This is a genomic window from Shewanella sp. NKUCC05_KAH (genome assembly GCF_019345585.1).
Taxonomy (GTDB): Bacteria; Pseudomonadota; Gammaproteobacteria; order Enterobacterales; family Shewanellaceae; genus Shewanella; species Shewanella oncorhynchi.
This window is the reverse complement of record NZ_JAHKQZ010000008.1, coordinates 144406-161989: the sequence shown is the minus strand read 5'-3', so window position 1 is coordinate 161989 and position 17584 is coordinate 144406. Positions and strand designations below refer to the sequence as shown.

15 protein-coding genes are annotated in these 17584 nt (G+C 45.3%); 4 read left to right on the top strand and 11 right to left on the bottom strand.

Going from position 1 to position 17584, the window contains the following annotated elements; translation table 11 throughout:
* The first annotated feature begins 42 nt into the window (after positions 1 to 42).
* The 3 genes from KO533_RS09580 (at position 43) to KO533_RS09570 (ending at position 2055) form a co-directional block, all read left to right on the top strand.
* Positions 43 to 402, top strand: coding sequence for a rhodanese-like domain-containing protein (locus KO533_RS09580; RefSeq protein ID WP_131523169.1), 360 nt, complete (start codon positions 43 to 45; stop codon positions 400 to 402).
* Between the two features lie 19 nt (positions 403 to 421).
* Positions 422 to 1333 (top strand): bifunctional precorrin-2 dehydrogenase/sirohydrochlorin ferrochelatase, encoded by a 912-nt coding sequence (locus KO533_RS09575; RefSeq protein WP_028761069.1) that lies wholly within the window; start codon positions 422 to 424, stop codon positions 1331 to 1333.
* Positions 1334 to 1509: 176 nt separating this feature from the next.
* Positions 1510 to 2055 carry a YaeQ family protein gene (locus tag KO533_RS09570; RefSeq protein ID WP_113941666.1) on the top strand — a complete coding sequence of 182 codons (546 nt, stop codon included), beginning with the start codon at positions 1510 to 1512 and terminating at the stop codon, positions 2053 to 2055.
* Positions 2056 to 2138: 83 nt separating this feature from the next.
* Here KO533_RS09570 and KO533_RS09565 read toward each other — a convergent pair whose 3' ends face one another.
* Positions 2139 to 4595 carry a S8 family serine peptidase gene (locus KO533_RS09565; protein WP_219253879.1) on the bottom strand — a complete coding sequence of 819 codons (2457 nt, stop codon included), beginning with the start codon at positions 4593 to 4595 and terminating at the stop codon, positions 2139 to 2141.
* A 1018-nt stretch (positions 4596 to 5613) separates the two neighbouring features.
* Here KO533_RS09565 and KO533_RS09560 point away from each other — a divergent pair.
* Entirely contained in the window at positions 5614 to 6105 is a 492-nt protein-coding gene (locus KO533_RS09560; RefSeq protein WP_219253877.1) for a GNAT family N-acetyltransferase, read from the top strand.
* Between the two features lie 340 nt (positions 6106 to 6445).
* Here the strand turns inward: KO533_RS09560 and KO533_RS09555 are convergent, their stop codons facing one another.
* The 10 genes from KO533_RS09555 to KO533_RS09510 form a co-directional block, all read right to left on the bottom strand.
* Positions 6446 to 6862: a rhodanese-like domain-containing protein gene (locus KO533_RS09555; protein ID WP_219253876.1), complete on the bottom strand. Its 417-nt coding sequence runs from the start codon at positions 6860 to 6862 to the stop codon at positions 6446 to 6448.
* Between the two features lie 101 nt (positions 6863 to 6963).
* Positions 6964 to 7176: a DUF2892 domain-containing protein gene (locus KO533_RS09550; RefSeq protein WP_105252075.1), complete on the bottom strand. Its 213-nt coding sequence runs from the start codon at positions 7174 to 7176 to the stop codon at positions 6964 to 6966.
* A 43-nt stretch (positions 7177 to 7219) separates the two neighbouring features.
* Positions 7220 to 10468: an efflux RND transporter permease subunit gene (locus KO533_RS09545; protein WP_219253873.1), complete on the bottom strand. Its 3249-nt coding sequence runs from the start codon at positions 10466 to 10468 to the stop codon at positions 7220 to 7222.
* A gap of 36 nt (positions 10469 to 10504) precedes the next feature.
* Complete coding sequence (locus tag KO533_RS09540; protein ID WP_219253870.1) at positions 10505 to 11518, bottom strand: efflux RND transporter periplasmic adaptor subunit; 1014 nt, start codon at positions 11516 to 11518, stop codon at positions 10505 to 10507.
* A 176-nt stretch (positions 11519 to 11694) separates the two neighbouring features.
* Entirely contained in the window at positions 11695 to 12411 is a 717-nt protein-coding gene (locus tag KO533_RS09535) for an SIMPL domain-containing protein (RefSeq protein ID WP_113940700.1), read from the bottom strand.
* 144 nt (positions 12412 to 12555) lie between these two features.
* Positions 12556 to 12942, bottom strand: a complete 387-nt coding sequence (locus KO533_RS09530; protein ID WP_219253868.1) for a VOC family protein — start codon at positions 12940 to 12942, stop codon at positions 12556 to 12558.
* Positions 12943 to 13045: 103 nt separating this feature from the next.
* Positions 13046 to 14341: an outer membrane protein transport protein gene (locus KO533_RS09525; protein ID WP_219253865.1), complete on the bottom strand. Its 1296-nt coding sequence runs from the start codon at positions 14339 to 14341 to the stop codon at positions 13046 to 13048.
* A 353-nt stretch (positions 14342 to 14694) separates the two neighbouring features.
* Positions 14695 to 16146, bottom strand: a complete 1452-nt coding sequence (gene putP / locus KO533_RS09520; protein ID WP_105253092.1) for a sodium/proline symporter PutP — start codon at positions 16144 to 16146, stop codon at positions 14695 to 14697.
* Positions 16147 to 16303: 157 nt separating this feature from the next.
* On the bottom strand, positions 16304 to 17008 hold the full coding sequence (locus KO533_RS09515; protein WP_131525286.1) for a DUF3379 domain-containing protein: 705 nt from the start codon (positions 17006 to 17008) through the stop codon (positions 16304 to 16306).
* Positions 17001 to 17564, bottom strand: a complete 564-nt coding sequence (locus tag KO533_RS09510; protein ID WP_006085483.1) for a sigma-70 family RNA polymerase sigma factor — start codon at positions 17562 to 17564, stop codon at positions 17001 to 17003. Before KO533_RS09510 ends, KO533_RS09515 begins: the two co-directional genes overlap by 8 nt.
* Positions 17565 to 17584: the final 20 nt, after the last annotated feature.

Below are 17584 nucleotides of genomic sequence, written 5' to 3'. Positions count from 1 at the left end.
GACATTCATCATGTCATTCAATATCTTATCTAGGAGTTAGTGATGCAGCATCCCAATGCATTTTCCGCCCTTGTTGACGCTATTCTGCCTAATATCACCGAAGTGACAATCGAAGCTTATCAGGCCGATGACCGCTGGCACCTTGTTGATGTGCGTGAGGATCGTGAGTGGCTGCAAGATCATTTACCCCAAGCGAAACATTTAAGCCGGGGTATTTTAGAGCGTGATATCGAAGCGCGTTTCCCCGATAAAAATACACCCATATTACTCTACTGCGCGGGTGGTGCGCGCTCCGCCTTGGCTGCCCATAATCTGCAACTTATGGGTTACACCCACGTTGCCTCTATGATTGGTGGCTATAAGGGCTGGGTACAGCGTCAACTGCCAGTCGTGCAGGACTAAGCGTTCAGGATCTCATCTAATGCAATATTTTCCCTTGTTTGTCGATACGGTTAATTTGAATGTACTGCTGGTGGGCGCGGGCGATGTGGCGAGCCGTAAGTTAGCACTGCTGACACGTACTGAAGCCAATATCCACGTGGTAGCGCCAGAGGTGAACCCTGAAGTGCAACGTTATGCAGATGCTGGCCGTATTTTGTTATCCCAGCGTGAAGTCGTCCATGCCGACATTCAAAATTATGATTTGGTGTATTTAGCTACGGCAAACGACAGTCTTAATGCAGAATTAGCGACATTAGCTACCGCGCGTGGTATCTGGGTTAATGCCGTTGATAATCCGGCCTTTTGCCGCTTTATCACTCCTTCTATTGTTGATCGAGGTCGTTTAGTGGTCGCGATCAGCACTGCGGGCGCTGCACCGGTATTTGCACGCACGATTCGTTCGCGTTTAGAATCTAGCCTACCGCAGTCACTCAAACCGTTATTCGATTTTGTCGCCGATAGACGCGTCGAAGTACAAGATAAACTCGATTCAACCTCGAAACGCCGCTTATTTTGGGAGCGTTTTTTCGATACCAATGGCGACCGTTTCGATAGTCGTACCACTGAGCATTACCATAATGCGTTTAATAACTTAGTCAGCCGCGGCGAAATCCTTTTGTTGGATGATGCAACGTCTGTGGACTTATTGCCGCTCGCCGCCATGCCATTATTACAGCGCCTCGATTGGATATACAGCCAAGGGGATTTGAGCGTCGAACTCACTGAACTTGTTCGCCGCGACGCAGATCGCGGTTTTTTACCCGCTTTCAGTGAATTGAGTCAACAGTATGAGCTGGGTACGCGCATGCTACTGGTAGCGGATACGCAAAAAATCAGCTTGTTGAAAGCCCATTTCCCCACGGCTAAACATCTGCGACCCGGTGCGATTTAATTTCTTACCGATTCAGCCTTGGGTTCGATTTAACCTTCTGTTCGATTGCACTTTATGTTCGATTTCATGGGCGTATTCTATTGTTCGTTTGAGCTAATGCCGAGTCTCAGGTAGACTCGGCAGCCTTATTTTAGGATTTCGCTGTTTCAGGATTTCACTCTGCATTTAGGATGACTATGGCCCTCAAGGCGACCGTGTTTAAAGTCAATTTACAGATAGCCGATATGGATCGGAATTATTACCAAGACCATCAATTGACGCTTGCCCAGCATCCTTCCGAAACCGATGGCCGCATGATGGTGCGTTTACTCGCGTTTATTGTGAATGCCAGCGAAACCTTAAGTTTTAGTAAAGGTCTGTGTGTCGATGACGAGCCAGAGCTATGGGACAAAACCCTATCCGGTGAAATTGATCTGTGGGTTGAGTTTGGTCAGGCCGATGAAAAATGGCTTCGAAAGGCCAGCGGCCGTGCCAAAGTCGTACAGCTCTTTACCTATGGTGGTCGCAGTGTACCGATTTGGTGGAAACAGAATCAGCAGGCATTAGAGCGTTATCAGAATTTAAAAGTGTGGAATATTGCCGAAGAGTCCGTCACGGCGATGGAAGCCTTTGTTGGGCGTAATATGGCATTGCAAGTTTCGATTAGTGAAGGCCAAATTTGGTTATCGGATAATGAAACCAGCGTGTTGATTGAGCCTGAAATTCTCAAAGATATTGAATAACATGTTTTGTAAAAAAAGAGCCTGCAATTGCAGGCTCTTTCCATTTATCACTTTTATGTATCAGTAAGAGTATCGATTTTGATTTATTTGAAGCTCAGTTCCCAGCCATCGATATAACCAGCATCACCACGGCCACTGTCTACGGCTTTTAACTTCCATACGCCGTTCGAATTTGCACCTGTCATATCTGCGGTATAGCTCTTGTTGATATTGTCTGCACCAAGACCTGTGTTGTTATGCAGGGTAACCGTTTTTCCTGAAGGGCTGATCAGCTGCACTTTTAAGTCACCAATGTAAGGGTGGACTATGTTCACGACTGCAGTCACAGTACCTGAATCACCTGTGCGAGTAACCGTGATTGGGCTAGTGATCCCCGCCGCTTTGTTATCAGGAATATTATAGTTATCAGTATTGGTATAGCTCGTTGGCGTACCGCCGCCATTAGACGCTGTGTAGTTCGCCGTTAACGACACACCAGTGAAAGCCGAATCGCCTTTCACCATGGCATAGTAAGTGCCTGATTGTACGTTGTTGATTGGACAAGACTCACTATTGCCACTTTTATACGGACGGCAATCGTAATTAGTGGTGGTTGGCGCCGCGCCATATTGCACATACAAGTCCGCATCACCTGTGCCACCGTTCATCACAAAGCCTAGGTTCGTTGCACCTGCTGGAACTTCAAATGAAAAATGTAATTCTTCACCTGTTGCGCCTGCTAAACCTGTTTTCGCCACACCGTTCACCAGAACACTATCGCCCGGTTCAGTTGGATCGACAGGACCCGTTGGACCAGTACAAGATGCGTCTAGGAAGGCTTTTGCTGCAACTGCATTAACTAAACCGTAACCATAGTAATTGTCACGACCTGCAGTTCCGAGATCTTCGGCGGTCATTTTCAATGCGTTACGGACTTGCGCCGCACTACATTCTGGGTGGTAGCTCCACACTAAGGTCGCAACACCTGACACATGCGGTGTCGCCATAGATGTACCATTGTAGTACTCGTAATCTTTATTGCCTTGGTTGCTGACAGTGACTGTGGCGCCCAGTTGATTGCGCAGTGCTAAGCCTGTTGCACGATCAACAGATACAGAAACCATATTGATTTCGTTGTTAGCATCGACAAGGAAGGGGTTTTGTAAGCCGGGTAATGCCGCGTTACTGTAAACAATCGTCGCACTGGCACCTGCATTCTTACAGGCTTTAGCTGCGTTAATTTCAGGGTAGCTAGTGCCTTGATTACCAACACGTTCCACTAAACAAATCTTATTGGTCATGTTGCCGCAGTTGAAGCTTGTGCCGCTAACGGTACATTCTGCCAAAGTTGCAGTGCTGGTACCGTTAAATGGTGCGGGGACATAGCTGCTACCAGAAGGTATCAGGCGATTGTGCGGTACGACACCTGAGTCAAAGTAAGACTGATTGCCGATAGTGATATCGGCTAAACGGCCTTCGCCACGGGTAACAGTCGATAGAACGGCTTCACCAGGGCCAGATATTTCCACTTGGTTGGTGTATTGGGAGAATGCTGAGTGGTCTTTATGGCTATCCACAGAGGCGACAGACATGACGCCATCGTAGGATGCCGGGTAGCTGTGAGTGCTATTCCCATCGTTACCCGCAGCAGCAATCAGGAGAACACCATTATTATAGTGGGCAGCCAGAGCGTTACGCTCAGTGGTGCTAGAACCTGAACCACCTAAACTCATAGTGACAACATTGGCGCCGTTGGTGACACAAGTATCTACGGCAGCGACTAAGGATGAAGAGTAGCCCCAGCCAGATTCATTAAACACTTTGATCACATGAATATTGGCATTTTGATTTGGCATAACGCCGATCACGCCATCATTGTTGGCAATCGCCGCAATCGTCCCCGCAACGTGGGTACCGTGGGCGTTATTATTGCCCGGCTCAAACCAGTTACCCGTGCCTGAGTTATTGGTCCCTGTGACATTGTTGCCACCTAAGTCGCTGTGACTACGGTCGTAGCCTGAGTCGATAATACAAATAGTGCGGTTGCCAGCTTGGCTGTCGCTTAGCTGGGTTGCTCCCACAAAAGTTTGGCCCCAAGGCGTACTTTCACTTAGAAAGCGGCGTGGCATATCTTCTTCGACATATTCCACATCAGCACGGGTTTTTAATTCATTGATCCCTTTGGCATCGAGTTTCACCGAGTAGCTGTTACTGCGGCCGATACGCTTCATTTCCTTCGCTTGTACTTTATTTAATGCGGTATGTTGGGCACTGATTTCAGCCATTTGTGGCTGATAATTCATTGTGGTTGGTAGCGTATCTGTTGTCGCGTCATTGAGTGACTGCAGATCACTCGTTGATTGCACACTATTAGCTGACATGATGGCCGCGGCATCAGTGTTTTTAAACTTCACAATGTAACGCTTTGGCAGTGGTGAGGTTTGTGCTTGTAATGCTGCGGCAAAACCTGGGGCTTGTGGTGCTGCTTGTACACCGGCTGAGATCGCAATAGCTAAGCTTGAAAGGCTTAACGCTATTTTAGTGGTTCTGTTGATTGTCATGTTCTTCTTCCATGGTCAATTTAGTGTTAATCATTATTATTTTATGTTTCATAAGAATAACTACGACTCAGATGCTACTCGGTTAGTGAATTTATCTGCGACCACAGTATTTGTAAATGATTTGTTAACGGTATGGCGGTTGGTAAGTGTTTAGATTTAATAGGCATTTATAGTGCATATAAATTCAAATTGTAACGAGTTGTAACCAGATTTTATTAAAATATTTGTTTTTTTATGTGATAAACGTGAATAAGTGAATACGAATTTACGACTCCATATACGGGTTTTTGATTGATTTTGCTGTTAGCAATGCATTGAAATTTATATATATATTTTTTTGTGATTAAAAATAACAAAAACAAACTTTAAGTTTTCATCATAATGATAAGATTTTCTCAAGTGATTGATTATGCGAAATTGTTGCAAAAGGCTGTCAATAGGGTGGCAGTTGCCAATTGATTGACGACGGCTAAGCCATTCGAGCTAATTTGTTGAAGTGTTTTTGAAGGGGAATGTGAGCGGCAAAACGAGAAGTGGAAGCATGCAATATGTGTGATAAAGGAAAATGCTGAGTGTTACATCATCCAAAATAGCGGTACAGGATATGAGCTACCACTGCGAACTCGAACATGCTTCAATTATGTTTATGAGGCTAATTATGTCGATAAACTTTCAATTAAAAATTTTAAATAATCTTATTTATTTTTCATCGATAGAACAGTCTAAAAAATATATTCATTTAAATAATTATAACGCCCATCAGTGTGACGCTTTACTTCTAATAATCTGCATACATAAGTGTGAATTTTTCGCATTTTCACAAAATTTAACATATAAGCATTTTGCCTAATAGCGTGTCTATTGGATGGGTGGTAAGTTAAATTAATTCATGAGGTTAAGTTATTTTTCTTGTGGCATGGTTTAAGCGAGTGAGTGCACGAATTTAAGGCTGTGCACTATAAATCCTAAATTGGAGTAAATAAAAATTATAAAAAATATAACATCTAAGCGGATCGTATTGATATCTTCTTCAGCTGATCATCTTCATATAGAGCTTGAAACACCACAGTTACTTGCTGAAAAATTAAATGCAATTGTTTCAAATGCTTGGCCTTGTGGCGAATATGATTGTGATGCAATGGCGTTTTTCCTTGCTTGCTATGAAAATGGCGGTGAAGCAGCCCAAGGTTGGTATGGCTGGTATGCAGTTGATATTAATCCTGTTTCAGGAGAGAGAACACTAGTTGGCTCTGGTGGTTATTTTGGACCTCCAGATAGTCATGGGATGGTTGAAATAGGTTATTCAGTGCTACCTGAGTGGCAGCGTCGTGGCTATGCTACAGAAATCGTTAATACACTCGTTTCCCATGCTTACTCTTTTGAAAAAACAAAGAACATTATTGCTCATACTTCAGCGGAAAATGAAGCATCAAAAAGGGTTTTGATTTCCAATGGTTTTAGTGAGACTGGCGTTAATGAAGGTCATCTACGTTTTGAACATGTTAGATAGTTAATTTTTTTGCCATACATCGGATCATTTATGTTACTTGTGTAGCAGCGAAAACGATTATTAATTTTTTATCTGGATCGATTTACGCTAATAAGACACTTCAATATCTCGTCATTCGCCCGCCATCTCAGATGTCTAATGTTGGGGTGGATAAAAGCTTTTTATATAAAGCAATGTTGATTGATAGGCTATTACTTAAAGTAAGCTTATTCATTTAGACAATAAAAAAGCGCCCTAGGGCGCTTTTAGCCGTTAAGCCTTGAATGACTAGAGCGAGGTGAGAGTACTAAAGTGATTTATTCTTACTTCCCCACACTAGAGCCAATTTGATGGTAGTAAATTACTTAGCGGGTGTTTTTTGCGCCTCAACTAAGGTGGAGTAACCGCCACCATTATAGGTTTGGGTGTATCCGGCAGCGACTAAGGCTTCGGTCGCAATACTGCTACGACGACCGCTGCGGCAATACAAGACGACGGGAGCATCTTTGGCGATGCCACGCTTAGCAAACTCCTCTGTCACTTGCTCAAAGGGAATATTGACCGCATTCGCTAAATGACCTTCGGCAAATTCTTCAGGCGTTCTAACATCGAGCACCATAGCGCCTGAGGCAATTTTATCCCATGCGATTGCAGGATCTTGGTCGGTGGCGCTGGCTATCATGGGCATTAGCAGCAGTGGCATGAGTACCAGTGATTGCAAGCTTAATCGGGCTAAGCGCATTAGGCTTTGGCCACGGGTTACGAGGTTGTGGGTCACTTTATCTCTCCTTGACGGCTTTTTGGCACGCTTGTATTAACCAAGCGTGTACTTGCTCACCTAACTCTTATCTTAACTCTTAAGAAGTGACTTTATGTGGCTTAGCTTTGCTTAGCAATTTCAGCCTCTGATTTTACCCCTAATTTGCGTAAAACCATGGCGGCAGGACAAAAACCGGTAAAAGCACTTTGGAATAGGTTAGCGCCAACAAATGCGGTTAACCACAGAAAGTTGTGGTGCACATAGGCGGTTAACACCAGTGACAGTAACACCATCAATCCAGCAAAAGCCATAATACTGCGTTCTAATGACATACCTTACTCCTTGAAGCCATCTTGGTGATGGCCTTTGTTGTGGTTAGTTTTGTGTTTGTGTTTGTATCTGAACAGTATTCATACGGTTTTTCATGGCCGTGTAGTACAGCACAGGGATGACAACTAAGGTCAGTATGGTCGAGATAAAAATACCAAAGATCAGACTGATCGCTAAGCCATTGAAAATCGGATCATCAAGAATAAACAATGCCCCTATCATGGCTGCAAATGCAGTCAGCATGATAGGTTTAGCTCGCACGGCGCCAGAGTGGATCACTGCCCGCTCAAAGGGCACACCGGATGCGGTTTCTTGATTAATAAAATCGACCAATAATATCGAGTTACGCACAATAATCCCCGCCAGCGCTATCATGCCTATCATGGACGTCGCCGTGAATTGCGCTCCGAGCAGGGCATGTCCAGGCATTACGCCAATCACAGTCAGTGGAATTGGCGCCATGATGATAAGCGGCACCAGATAAGATCTAAACTGCGCGACCACCAATAAATAAATCGCAATCATGCCAACGGCATAGGCGATACCCATGTCTCTAAAGGTTTCGTAGGTGATCTTCCATTCGCCATCCCAGAGCACGGCGACTGAGTCTAACCCTGTGGGTTGGTGAATATAATGCTGATCAAATCCTAAGCCATCGGTGCCATCAATTTTGCCCGCCATATCGAACATACCGTAGAGTGGGCTGTCCAATGGCCCCGACATATCGGCGACGACCATGATCATAGGGATCATATTCTTATGGATAATTGGTGCATCGATTTTGCCGCGTTTGATGGTCACCAGCTCAGAGACAGGCACAGATTGCCCCGTTTGGCTCAGTAACTTCATATTCAGCACTTGCTCTAAATCGACTTTCGCGCCTTCGTTTAATTGCAGGCGGATCGGTATCGGTTGTTTTTGCTGGGCTTGATGTAAATAGCTCACATCTTTGCCGCCAACTGAGGTGGCAATCAAGTCGACAATATTGCTGTAGGGCACGGCCATCAGGCTGGCTTTACTGCGGTCGATCATCACTTGCCATTTTTGCTGGGCGGCGGGCAAGAAAATATCGATATCGACCACATCTTTGGTTTCATGGAACAGCGCCTGCATCTCATATGCGGCTTGCTCGCGAATAGCGGGACTTGGGCCATACACTTCTGCAACCAGCGGCGACCACACTGGTGGTCCAGGTGGCACTTCAACCACTTTGATATTGGCTTGATATTGCTCGCCAATTTGCTGCAGTTCGTCTCGCACCGATACCGCTATGCTGTGGCTGTCGCGCTTGCGGTGTTTCTTATCCACTAGGTTCACTTGGATGTCGCCAAGCTCTTGGCTGTGACGCAGGAAATAGTGGCGCACTAAGCCGTTAAAGTTCATTGGCGCGTTAGTGCCCGCATACAATTGCAGATGCTCGACCTCAGGGACGGTTGTTAGGTAGCGACTCAAATCCTGCAATACTCTTTGTGTTTGCTCTACGGGAGTGCCTTCTGGCATGTCCACCATCACTTGAAACTCGGACTTATTATCGAAGGGCAGCATTTTAAGCACCACGAGCTGACCGACAGGGAGCGCGACGGCGATGCCGATTAACACAAATACGCCGGCAGCCAGTCCCACTCTTGCCTTACGGGCATTTTTACCCAGCAGGAAAGGACCAATTAAGTGAGTAAAGAGGCGCACCATCTTAGTTTCAGCTTCATCCTCGTGCGAGGCTTGGGCAGTATCGTGTTGGTCATTATGTTTCAGCAGTTTACGACTGAGCCAAGGAGTGACCACAAATGCCACTACGAGGGAAATTAACATGCCCATACTGGCGTTGATGGGGATCGGGCTCATGTAAGGCCCCATTAAGCCCGATACAAAAGCCATCGGCAGCAAGGCTGCGATAACAGTAAATGTCGCCAGAATCGTCGGGCCACCGACTTCATCAACCGCCACTGGGATAAGCTCGCTGAAGGACTTTTTGCCGAGCGCCATATGCCGGTGGATGTTTTCTACTACGACTATGGCATCGTCGACCAAGATGCCGATGGAGAAAATCAAGGCGAACAAGGACACGCGGTTTAAGGTAAATCCCCACGCCCAAGAGGCGAAAAGGGTGATCGCCAGCGTGATAATAATGGCCACGCCCACGACTAAGGATTCGCGTGCGCCCATGGTTAAAAATACCAGTACAACTACGGCGCTGGTGGCAAAAATCAGTTTTAAAATAAGGGTGTTAGATTTATCCGCCGCGGTTTCGCCATAGTTACGTGACACTGTGACTTCGACATTTGCCGGGATCAACACATTGTCGACTTTAGCTATCCGCTCAATCACACTGTCGGCGATATCGACGGCATTTTGGCCTGCTTGTTTACCAATTGCGATTGTGACGGCGGGATAAATGTCGGTTTTATCTGCGTGCCAAACGCTCTGTTTAGGGATATCACTTTTTAAGCTGATTTCAGCAATATCCGCCAAATAAATCGGAATATTTTTGCCTTGTTTATCTTGATAGACACTGACGACTAATTGCTTGAGATCGTCGATGGATTGTAAAAACTGCCCAGCTTGGACCTTTATCTCTTGATTGCCTTGCACTAAGGATGCAGGCATAGAGACCATATTATTGTCATTCAGGCTTTGTCTTAACTTGTCGTAGGTCAGATTAAAGCTGTTCATCTTGGCGGGATCGATACGTATGTTGGCCACCATATCGTGCTGGCCAACGGTATCGATTTCGCGAGTGCCGGGAATACGCTTAATTTCGGTTTCTAATCCAAGGGCGACATGGGTTAGCTGCTCAGCAGACACTTGCCTGTCCTTAGACCACAAGGTCAAACTGACAATGGGCACATCATCGATGCCGCGGGGTTTAATTAGCGGATCGCCCACGCCAGCGGCCCTTGGCAATTTATCCATATTGGAATAAATCTGGTTGTATAGGCTGACGATGGCATCATTGCGCGCAACGCCGACCTTAAAGATGACGATGATCAGCGCGCCATCGGGTTGGGAGAACGAGTACAGAGTATCTATGCCTTTGATTTCGGAGATCACTTGTTCCGCTGGCAGAGTGACTAAGTTTTCAACTTCCGTGGGTGTCGCACCGGGAAAAGGGATAAACACATCGGCAAAGGTGACATCAATTTGTGGCTCTTCTTCTTTTGGTGTGACCAAAATGGCGAATAAGCCAAGTAAGAGCCCGAGAAGTGCTAATAGCGGCGTGATGGCGCTATTTTGAAAGGCAGCGGCAATTCGTCCGGAAATCCCAAGTGTGGTTTGTGGTACTGGAGCATGTTTCATAAAACAACCTCGACAAAGCTTAAGTCGCTAGGGAATTTATTGCTTCTTGCTGAGCAACACTTGGTAGGCATCAACGGCCACCTTATCACCCGACTTAAGGCCCGCAAGCACTTCTACCTCGCCATCTAAGGGCTCAGTGACACGGACTTGGGTCAGCACAAAGGCTTCGCCCTGTTTAAGGTAAACACTGCTCAGTTCGTTCATTGTGAGCAGTGCAGAGGTGGGCAGTTGGATTTTTTCCCGATCGCCATTTTTAAAGGAAGCTTTTGCCCAAGTACCGGGTTGAAGATTGGCTTCATTTTCTGGCAGATTAATTCGCACTTGATAACTGTGGCTGACGGGATCGGCGAAACTGAAAATCGTGAGGTCAGTTGAGGTGAACTCGCGGCCATCACTTAAACGGACGAGAAATTCGGGGGAATTTTTAAGTTGGTTAATGTAACGCTGTGGCACTTGGGTAATGGCGCGCATTTGACTCGCGGAAAACCCTGAAAGTAGTGCTTGTCCTGGGCTTACGGTTTCACCAAGTTCGACAAAACGCTCAGTGACGATGCCACTAAAAGGCGCTGAAACGACAGTGTATTTTAAGGATTCGTTGGCTTTGATGACACGGGCTTGTGCTGCACTGACGGCTTGCTCTGTTGCTTTAGCATTGGCGGTGGCTTCATCCATCGCGCCCTTAGAAATCGCGCCTTGGGGAAATAGCTCTTTATAACGTTTGTATTGTGCCTGAGCTTCGACATTTAAAGCCTTCGCTTTGGCTAGATCAGCCTCAAAGCTTGCCAATTCAGCACCTTGCTCTTTACTGGTAATTTCCAGTAGGGCGGCTCCTTCGGGGACGACATCGTTAACATCGTAGTTGAGTTTGACAATACGGCCAGAGGTTTGCGCCGATACCGTCGCTGCTTTTATTGCTTCAATGGTGGCGTCTAAGGTGACCCAATTCGGATAGGGTTTATTTAAGACTTCGATGGTTTCGACTGAGGCAGCCTGAGCTTGAGTACTGGAAAGTGCCAGCAGTAAGAAAAAAGCACGAGAAATTGATGTCATAACTTATATCACCCCAGATGTAATTTATGAGAAAATTCTAATGGAGTTGTTTTCAATAGGCAATCAATATTTATTAGAAAAATTTAATGTAGTGTTTTTACCTAATTTAGGAATAAGGAATAAGGCCTATAGCGCCTTATTCCTCGTGCTTCAGAGTTTCAAATTAAACCTAAAGTTTAGTCATTTAAATAATAGGTTAGTGTGGAAACGATGCGAATTTGTTTAATGTAAGGCGTGCTGCTGTCGCGGTCTGAAATAGTGAACTGGCCTTGACTCGCACTTTTAATTTTTCCGAGGCGAGAATCCGAATCCTTAGCAAATTTTTCAGCCACTTCGCGGGCATTTTGAGTCGCTTCTTGCACCATGACAGGTTTGACTGAGTTGAGATCGGTAAACAGAAACTCAGTGCGATTATCATAATCTTGGCTGGCGATCGCTATACCTTCTTTTACTAAGTTAATCATTTGCTTACGGGTGTTCAGCATGAGATCAATTTGTGGGGTATAAACCGATAGGTTCACTTTTGCCGAGTAACGGTATCTGACGTTGGGATCGACATAACCTTGGGCTTGGCGATCTTCAATTGAAGGCAAAGAGACAGTAATTTCGCTGTCGCTAAAGCCTTGTTCCTTTAAAAACGCCACAACACGATCGGTTTTTTGTTGAACCGTCTCGTAGAGTTTAGGCAGATTGTTATCGACCTCAGTGAAATTGATTGGCCAAATTGCCACATTGGCTTTGACTTCTTTTTCCGCTAAGCCCTTTACCGTGACAGTGCGTTCCATGGCTTTCATTTGCAATAGTGCTGAGCTTGCTGTCTGGCCTACATAAACAAGCCCAGCGCAAAGGAAACCACCTAACAGCAGGGCAGGAAGGATGTTACTTTTTTCCATAAAAAGAATCTCTTGATTAGATGAACTCAGTCTACGATACCGAATAAACCTCAGTCATGCACTGGGTTTATTCGGAATAGATGCCGCTTAAGGTAGGGGAGATTATGTTGAGAGATGAGTTTTGAAATATCTGTTTAAAGCATTTTATTTTTCAGGAGGGATGGCGCTTGGCTGCCATAATTCGACTTTATTGCCATCAGGGTCTATAAACCAGCCAAAGCGGCCAAATTCTGAATTTTCAATACTACCAATCGGTTGACCGCCACCTTGCTCTACTTGTACTAGGGCTTGCTCTAGATCGTCAACGACAAAGTTGAACATAAACCCTTTATCTGAGGGGGCGAAATAGTCCGTGCTATGGGCGAAAGGGGTCCAAACATGGTAGCCAAGAGTTGATTTATCTGTGTGATAAAACGCGGCGCCGCCCCAGTTTTCAATGGGGACTTGAAGATGGGTTTTGTACCAAGTTGCCAAGGCAACGGGATCGACACTTTTAAAGAAAATTCCACCGAGTCCAATGACTTTAGCCATAGCCGTAGCTGCATTTACAGGAGTATGAATTAACTTTAGGCAATAAATGCTTAAGATACAAAAAAGCCGCAAAAAATGCGGCTTTTGGTGTTAGGAGTTTATCTTAGAACTGGTAGTTGTATTGAACTGAGTAGTACATACCACTCGATTCAGTAATCGCATTAACAGGGCCAGCGATTGCGCTGTTTTCGATCAGGTGAACTTCTTCACCTTTAATATAAGCGATACCAAAGTCAACGGTGTTTTGTGGGTTGATGTGGTAGCTCATACCCGCTGTGTACCAGTTACGGTCAGAGTCTGGGAATGAAATAGAGCTGATTTCGTCCACAACGCCTTGGTCATGCATATAACCTGCACGTACAGTGAATTGTTCGTTGATTGTGTAAGTACCACCTAGGCTGAATAACCATGAATCTTTCCATTGGTATTCTTTCAGCGCAACATCACCTACGGCTTGAGTCACTCCAACAGCTGGAATGGTTGCAACACCATCTTTAGCTGTGATTTGTTCAAAATTACCCCATTGGGTGTGCTGCGCTGTATAGTGCAGAGCAAACTTAGGGGTGATTTGATGAAAACCTGCCACTTGGAAGATATCCGCTAGCGGTACATCTAAACTATCAAAACTGGTGGCAACAGCCACTTGTCCAACATTTGGTATATTGGTTGATGTAATGGTATTAACATCACCTTTAACATTCACTGTTGGGCTGAAACGGTAGCTGATACCGAAACGATTGTCTTTATCTAACTCAATTGTGGCACCCACAATACCACCAAACGCCCAACCGTCAGCGTCGACGTCAACCAGAGGTGTCGCGCCCATGTTACGGGTTAAACGACCTTCACCGTAAATGGCATCAATACCAGCACCGATACTGAACATGTCATTAATACGGTATGAAAGGCTGGTGTTAAAGTTAACCGTTGTTACTTCTGTTTCGCCAAGCAGATCATAAGGTGCTGGTGAGCCTGCTGGTAAACTCTTTGATAGTGAGCTGGCATCGGTACCGGTACCAAAGTTAGAGAAAGCGGCAAAACCTACGGCGAACTTATCGTCGATGGGGTGGATGTAGAAAATATTAGGGATAATTTTAGAGCTACCCGCGTCATCGATGCTGCCTAAGTCAACGGCACCACCGGCAAAGTTAACGTCTTTAACATCAACAGTAATATCGGCATAAGTTAAGCCGAAGGAGATCGCATCTTTATCGAATAATGCCATAGCAGCAGGGTTACGTGATAACACAGAAGCGTTATCGGCAATAACCGCATCACCCGCAAATGCACGGCCCATACCCGTTGCTGATTGGCTGTTTAGTTGAAAACCTGAAGCTAAGGTTTGTGTGCTTGCTAATGCGACAGAAACGGCAATGAGTGTCTTGTTGAATGTTTTCATTATTATTCTCTCTATTTTTTATAAGTATTGGATTTTTATTCGGTCCTAGTCCGCCGAAAGTATTTAAATCCATTTATTAGTCTCCGGCATCTTATGGATTCAATGTACCCTCAACAAGTCCGACCAGAAGTGAAATATGTTAATTTTCAGTTAATTAAAAGTCTTTAAAACAAGAGTGATACTTTAGTATGCTTGAATGGTCTGGCCAGATGCTTGATATGAAGGGCTTTGGGTGCTGCTATGGGTTTCAATTGAAGTTAACGGTTTGTAATGGTGTGTAGGGTATTTAAAAGGATACAAAATGTAAAAAGCGCACACTTGTGCGCTTTTAAACATATGGAAGCATATCTAGATTAGAGTGCAGACTTAAATTGTTCGAACTCTGTCGTTACTTTTTCACTTGGAGCAGAGAATTTACTGACTAAAATACCCGCAATAGTCGCGAATATAAACCCAGGAAGGATTTCGTATACTTCAAAAATGCCACCAGTGAGTTGCTTCCAAATCACCACGGTTAATGCACCGACAATAATAGTGGCGATAGCGCCATTACGGCTGTATTGCTTCCAAAACAAGGATAACAAGACTACGGGACCAAAGGCCGCACCAAAGCCTGCCCAAGCATAACTCACTAGGCTGAGTACGCTACTTTCAGGATTGAGTGCTATCACACCTGCAATCACAGCGATAGCGAGCACGCCTAAACGACCTACCATCATTAGCTCGCGATCATCGGCCTTTGGGCGTAACCATTTACGGTAGAAATCTTCGGTGATGACACTTGAGCAGACTAAGAGTTGTGAGTCGATAGTACTCATGATTGCCGATAAAATAGCGGCGATTAATAGCCCACCAATCCATGGGTTAAACGCCGCTTGAGCTAAATGGATAAACACTGTTTCAGAATTGGCTAATGGCTCTTTGGCGAAATAGAGCGAGCCTGCGATACCTGTGGCTAACGCGCCAATGAGAGATAACACCATCCAGCTCATGGCAATACGGCGTGACAAGGGCAGGGCATCGGCACTGCCTATCGCCATAAAACGCGACAAAATATGTGGCTGACCAAAATAACCTAGGCCCCATGCGAGCAAAGATAACATGCCGATGGCAGTGGTTTTGTCATTGACCAATGCCAACATTGCGGGATCAATCGTTTCAATACCTGCATGGCTTTCGGGGTGAGCGAAAACGGCAAAAGGGACAATCAATAGGGCGATGAGCATTAAACTGCCTTGGAAAAAGTCAGTCCAACACACGGCAAAGAAACCGCCAATAAAGGTGTAACCGACTATGATGGCCGAGCCAATCACGAGGGCTGCAGTGTAATCAAGCCCAAAGACTTTCTCAAACAAAATCGCGCCACCGACCATGCCTGAGGAGGCATAGAAAGTAAAAAACACCAGAATAGTGATTGCGGAAACGAGCTTGAGATAGCCTTGGGTATCGTGGAAACGTTTCTCGAAAAAATCCGGTAAAGTGAGGGCGTTATCGGCGAGTTGGGTATAAATGCGCAGTCGTTTGGCAACAAATAACCAGTTTAGCCAAGCACCAATAATTAATCCTACGCCAATCCAGGCTGCACCTAAGCCGCTTAAGTAAACTGCGCCGGGTAACCCCAGTAACAGCCAACCTGACATGTCAGATGCACCCACGCTGAGTGCGGTCACTGCGGGGCCCATTTTGCGGCCACCTAAAATATAATCATCAACAGTATCGGTAGCACGGTAAGCCCAAAAACCTATGCCCATCATCAATACTAAGTAACCAACAAATGTGATTAAAATCGGGGTTTCAATCGTCATCTTGCCTTTTCCCATCTTTTTATTATTAAAAGTGGCAAGCATGCTACCAGATGTTTGAACGTGCGCCCATTAGCAGATGTAAGTGTGATTGAAATCTAACCTCCGATAACATGAAAATATCGGAGGTTGATTTTTAAATATCATTTATAACAATGTCTTAAATAAATATATTCTTGATTTCGTCTTTTATATAGCTAAGGTCAGCTTGATCCTCACCTATGAGCAAAATAAATGCATCGGGCGTTTCAAAGCCCATTCCTTGATATTTACCGTCGGCGAAGGTTTTATCCAACACCATACGTTTCTCGAGTGGCACGATAAAAAGCGTCACCTTACTTTGTTCGCCCTGAAGTACTAAGTGCAGGCTTTTTACCCCTTGAAAATCGCAATAAGAGGTGTAATACACTTTGCCCGGTTGTTGGGTAAATTTGGCGTTGCCAAAGTCTTTTATCGACGCAAGCTGGGCATTGACTTGACTAAAATTGACATTTTGATCGACATGCAAGGCAATATCTTCATGGTAGACATGGGCCAGTGCATGTTCAGCCAAATCAATAGGCCCTAAGCGTAATAGGCTGAAGCTGATCCCTACCACAAACGCAACCGAGGCTGCCATGGCCACTAAAAAAAACGTTTGCCGGCGCTGTTTATGGTGCTGTTGTAACTGCTGACGCAAAATGAGTTTGTCGGCGAGATCCTCAGCCACATCCACTTTTAATGCATTGCTCAGTTTGGCATCAAGGTTTTTAAGCTCATTGATTAGGGCTTGGTTTTCTGGCTTGGCATTGATCTGCGCCAGAAAGTCAGCATCTTGATTATGAGGATCTTCATAAGCTTGACGTCTAAATTTAAGCTCATCCATTGGATTGACCTCTCACATCATTCTTTTCAAGTAATTCTTTCAATTGGCTCCTCGCCCGAAATAAACGCGTCATTACGGTGTTGCGATTGAGCTCCATCAGCTCGGCGATTTCATCGCCGCTAAAGCCACCAATGAGCTGGAGTAAGAGTGGTTCGCGGTATTCGATATCCAGCTTGCCAATTTGTCGACGGATCAGATATTGCTCGGTCTGCTCTTCACTGCTATTGGAGATATTGTCCTCTAAGGTATCTTGCTCAACGTCGGAATAATCGAACTGTTTACGCTCGAAACGCCGCGCATTTTCACGCCTAAGAATCGTGATCAGCCAAGCTTTCGCCGCTTTATCATCCTTGAGGGAATCCAAAGAGCGCCACGCCCGCAAGAAGGTTTCTTGGGTAATGTCTTCAGCCACGTGCTTATCGCCGCATAACCAATAGGCGTAGCGGAAAATGTCTGCATGTAGCGCCTTGACTAGGCTGTTGTATCGTCGTTGTTTGCTTAGCATGTCAGAAGAGACCGCGGGCTCGACGGATTTCTTGCGCCAGTTAGCAAACATTTTTTATCTTTGGGCTTTTG

What these genes read in the sequence shown, in the direction of transcription:
- KO533_RS09580 (WP_131523169.1), top strand. Translation starts at nt 43, where the DNA reads ATGCAGCATCCCAATGCATTTTCCGCCCTTGTTGACGCTATTCTGCCT.
- KO533_RS09575 (WP_028761069.1), top strand. Translation starts at nt 422, where the DNA reads ATGCAATATTTTCCCTTGTTTGTCGATACGGTTAATTTGAATGTACTG.
- KO533_RS09570 (WP_113941666.1), top strand. Translation starts at nt 1,510, where the DNA reads ATGGCCCTCAAGGCGACCGTGTTTAAAGTCAATTTACAGATAGCCGAT.
- KO533_RS09565 (WP_219253879.1), bottom strand. Translation starts at nt 4,595, where the DNA reads ATGACAATCAACAGAACCACTAAAATAGCGTTAAGCCTTTCAAGCTTA.
- KO533_RS09550 (WP_105252075.1), bottom strand. Translation starts at nt 7,176, where the DNA reads ATGTCATTAGAACGCAGTATTATGGCTTTTGCTGGATTGATGGTGTTA.
- KO533_RS09545 (WP_219253873.1), bottom strand. Translation starts at nt 10,468, where the DNA reads ATGAAACATGCTCCAGTACCACAAACCACACTTGGGATTTCCGGACGA.
- KO533_RS09540 (WP_219253870.1), bottom strand. Translation starts at nt 11,518, where the DNA reads ATGACATCAATTTCTCGTGCTTTTTTCTTACTGCTGGCACTTTCCAGT.
- KO533_RS09535 (WP_113940700.1), bottom strand. Translation starts at nt 12,411, where the DNA reads ATGGAAAAAAGTAACATCCTTCCTGCCCTGCTGTTAGGTGGTTTCCTT.
- KO533_RS09530 (WP_219253868.1), bottom strand. Translation starts at nt 12,942, where the DNA reads ATGGCTAAAGTCATTGGACTCGGTGGAATTTTCTTTAAAAGTGTCGAT.
- KO533_RS09525 (WP_219253865.1), bottom strand. Translation starts at nt 14,341, where the DNA reads ATGAAAACATTCAACAAGACACTCATTGCCGTTTCTGTCGCATTAGCA.
- putP (WP_105253092.1), bottom strand. Translation starts at nt 16,146, where the DNA reads ATGACGATTGAAACCCCGATTTTAATCACATTTGTTGGTTACTTAGTA.
- KO533_RS09515 (WP_131525286.1), bottom strand. Translation starts at nt 17,008, where the DNA reads ATGGATGAGCTTAAATTTAGACGTCAAGCTTATGAAGATCCTCATAAT.
- KO533_RS09510 (WP_006085483.1), bottom strand. Translation starts at nt 17,564, where the DNA reads ATGTTTGCTAACTGGCGCAAGAAATCCGTCGAGCCCGCGGTCTCTTCT.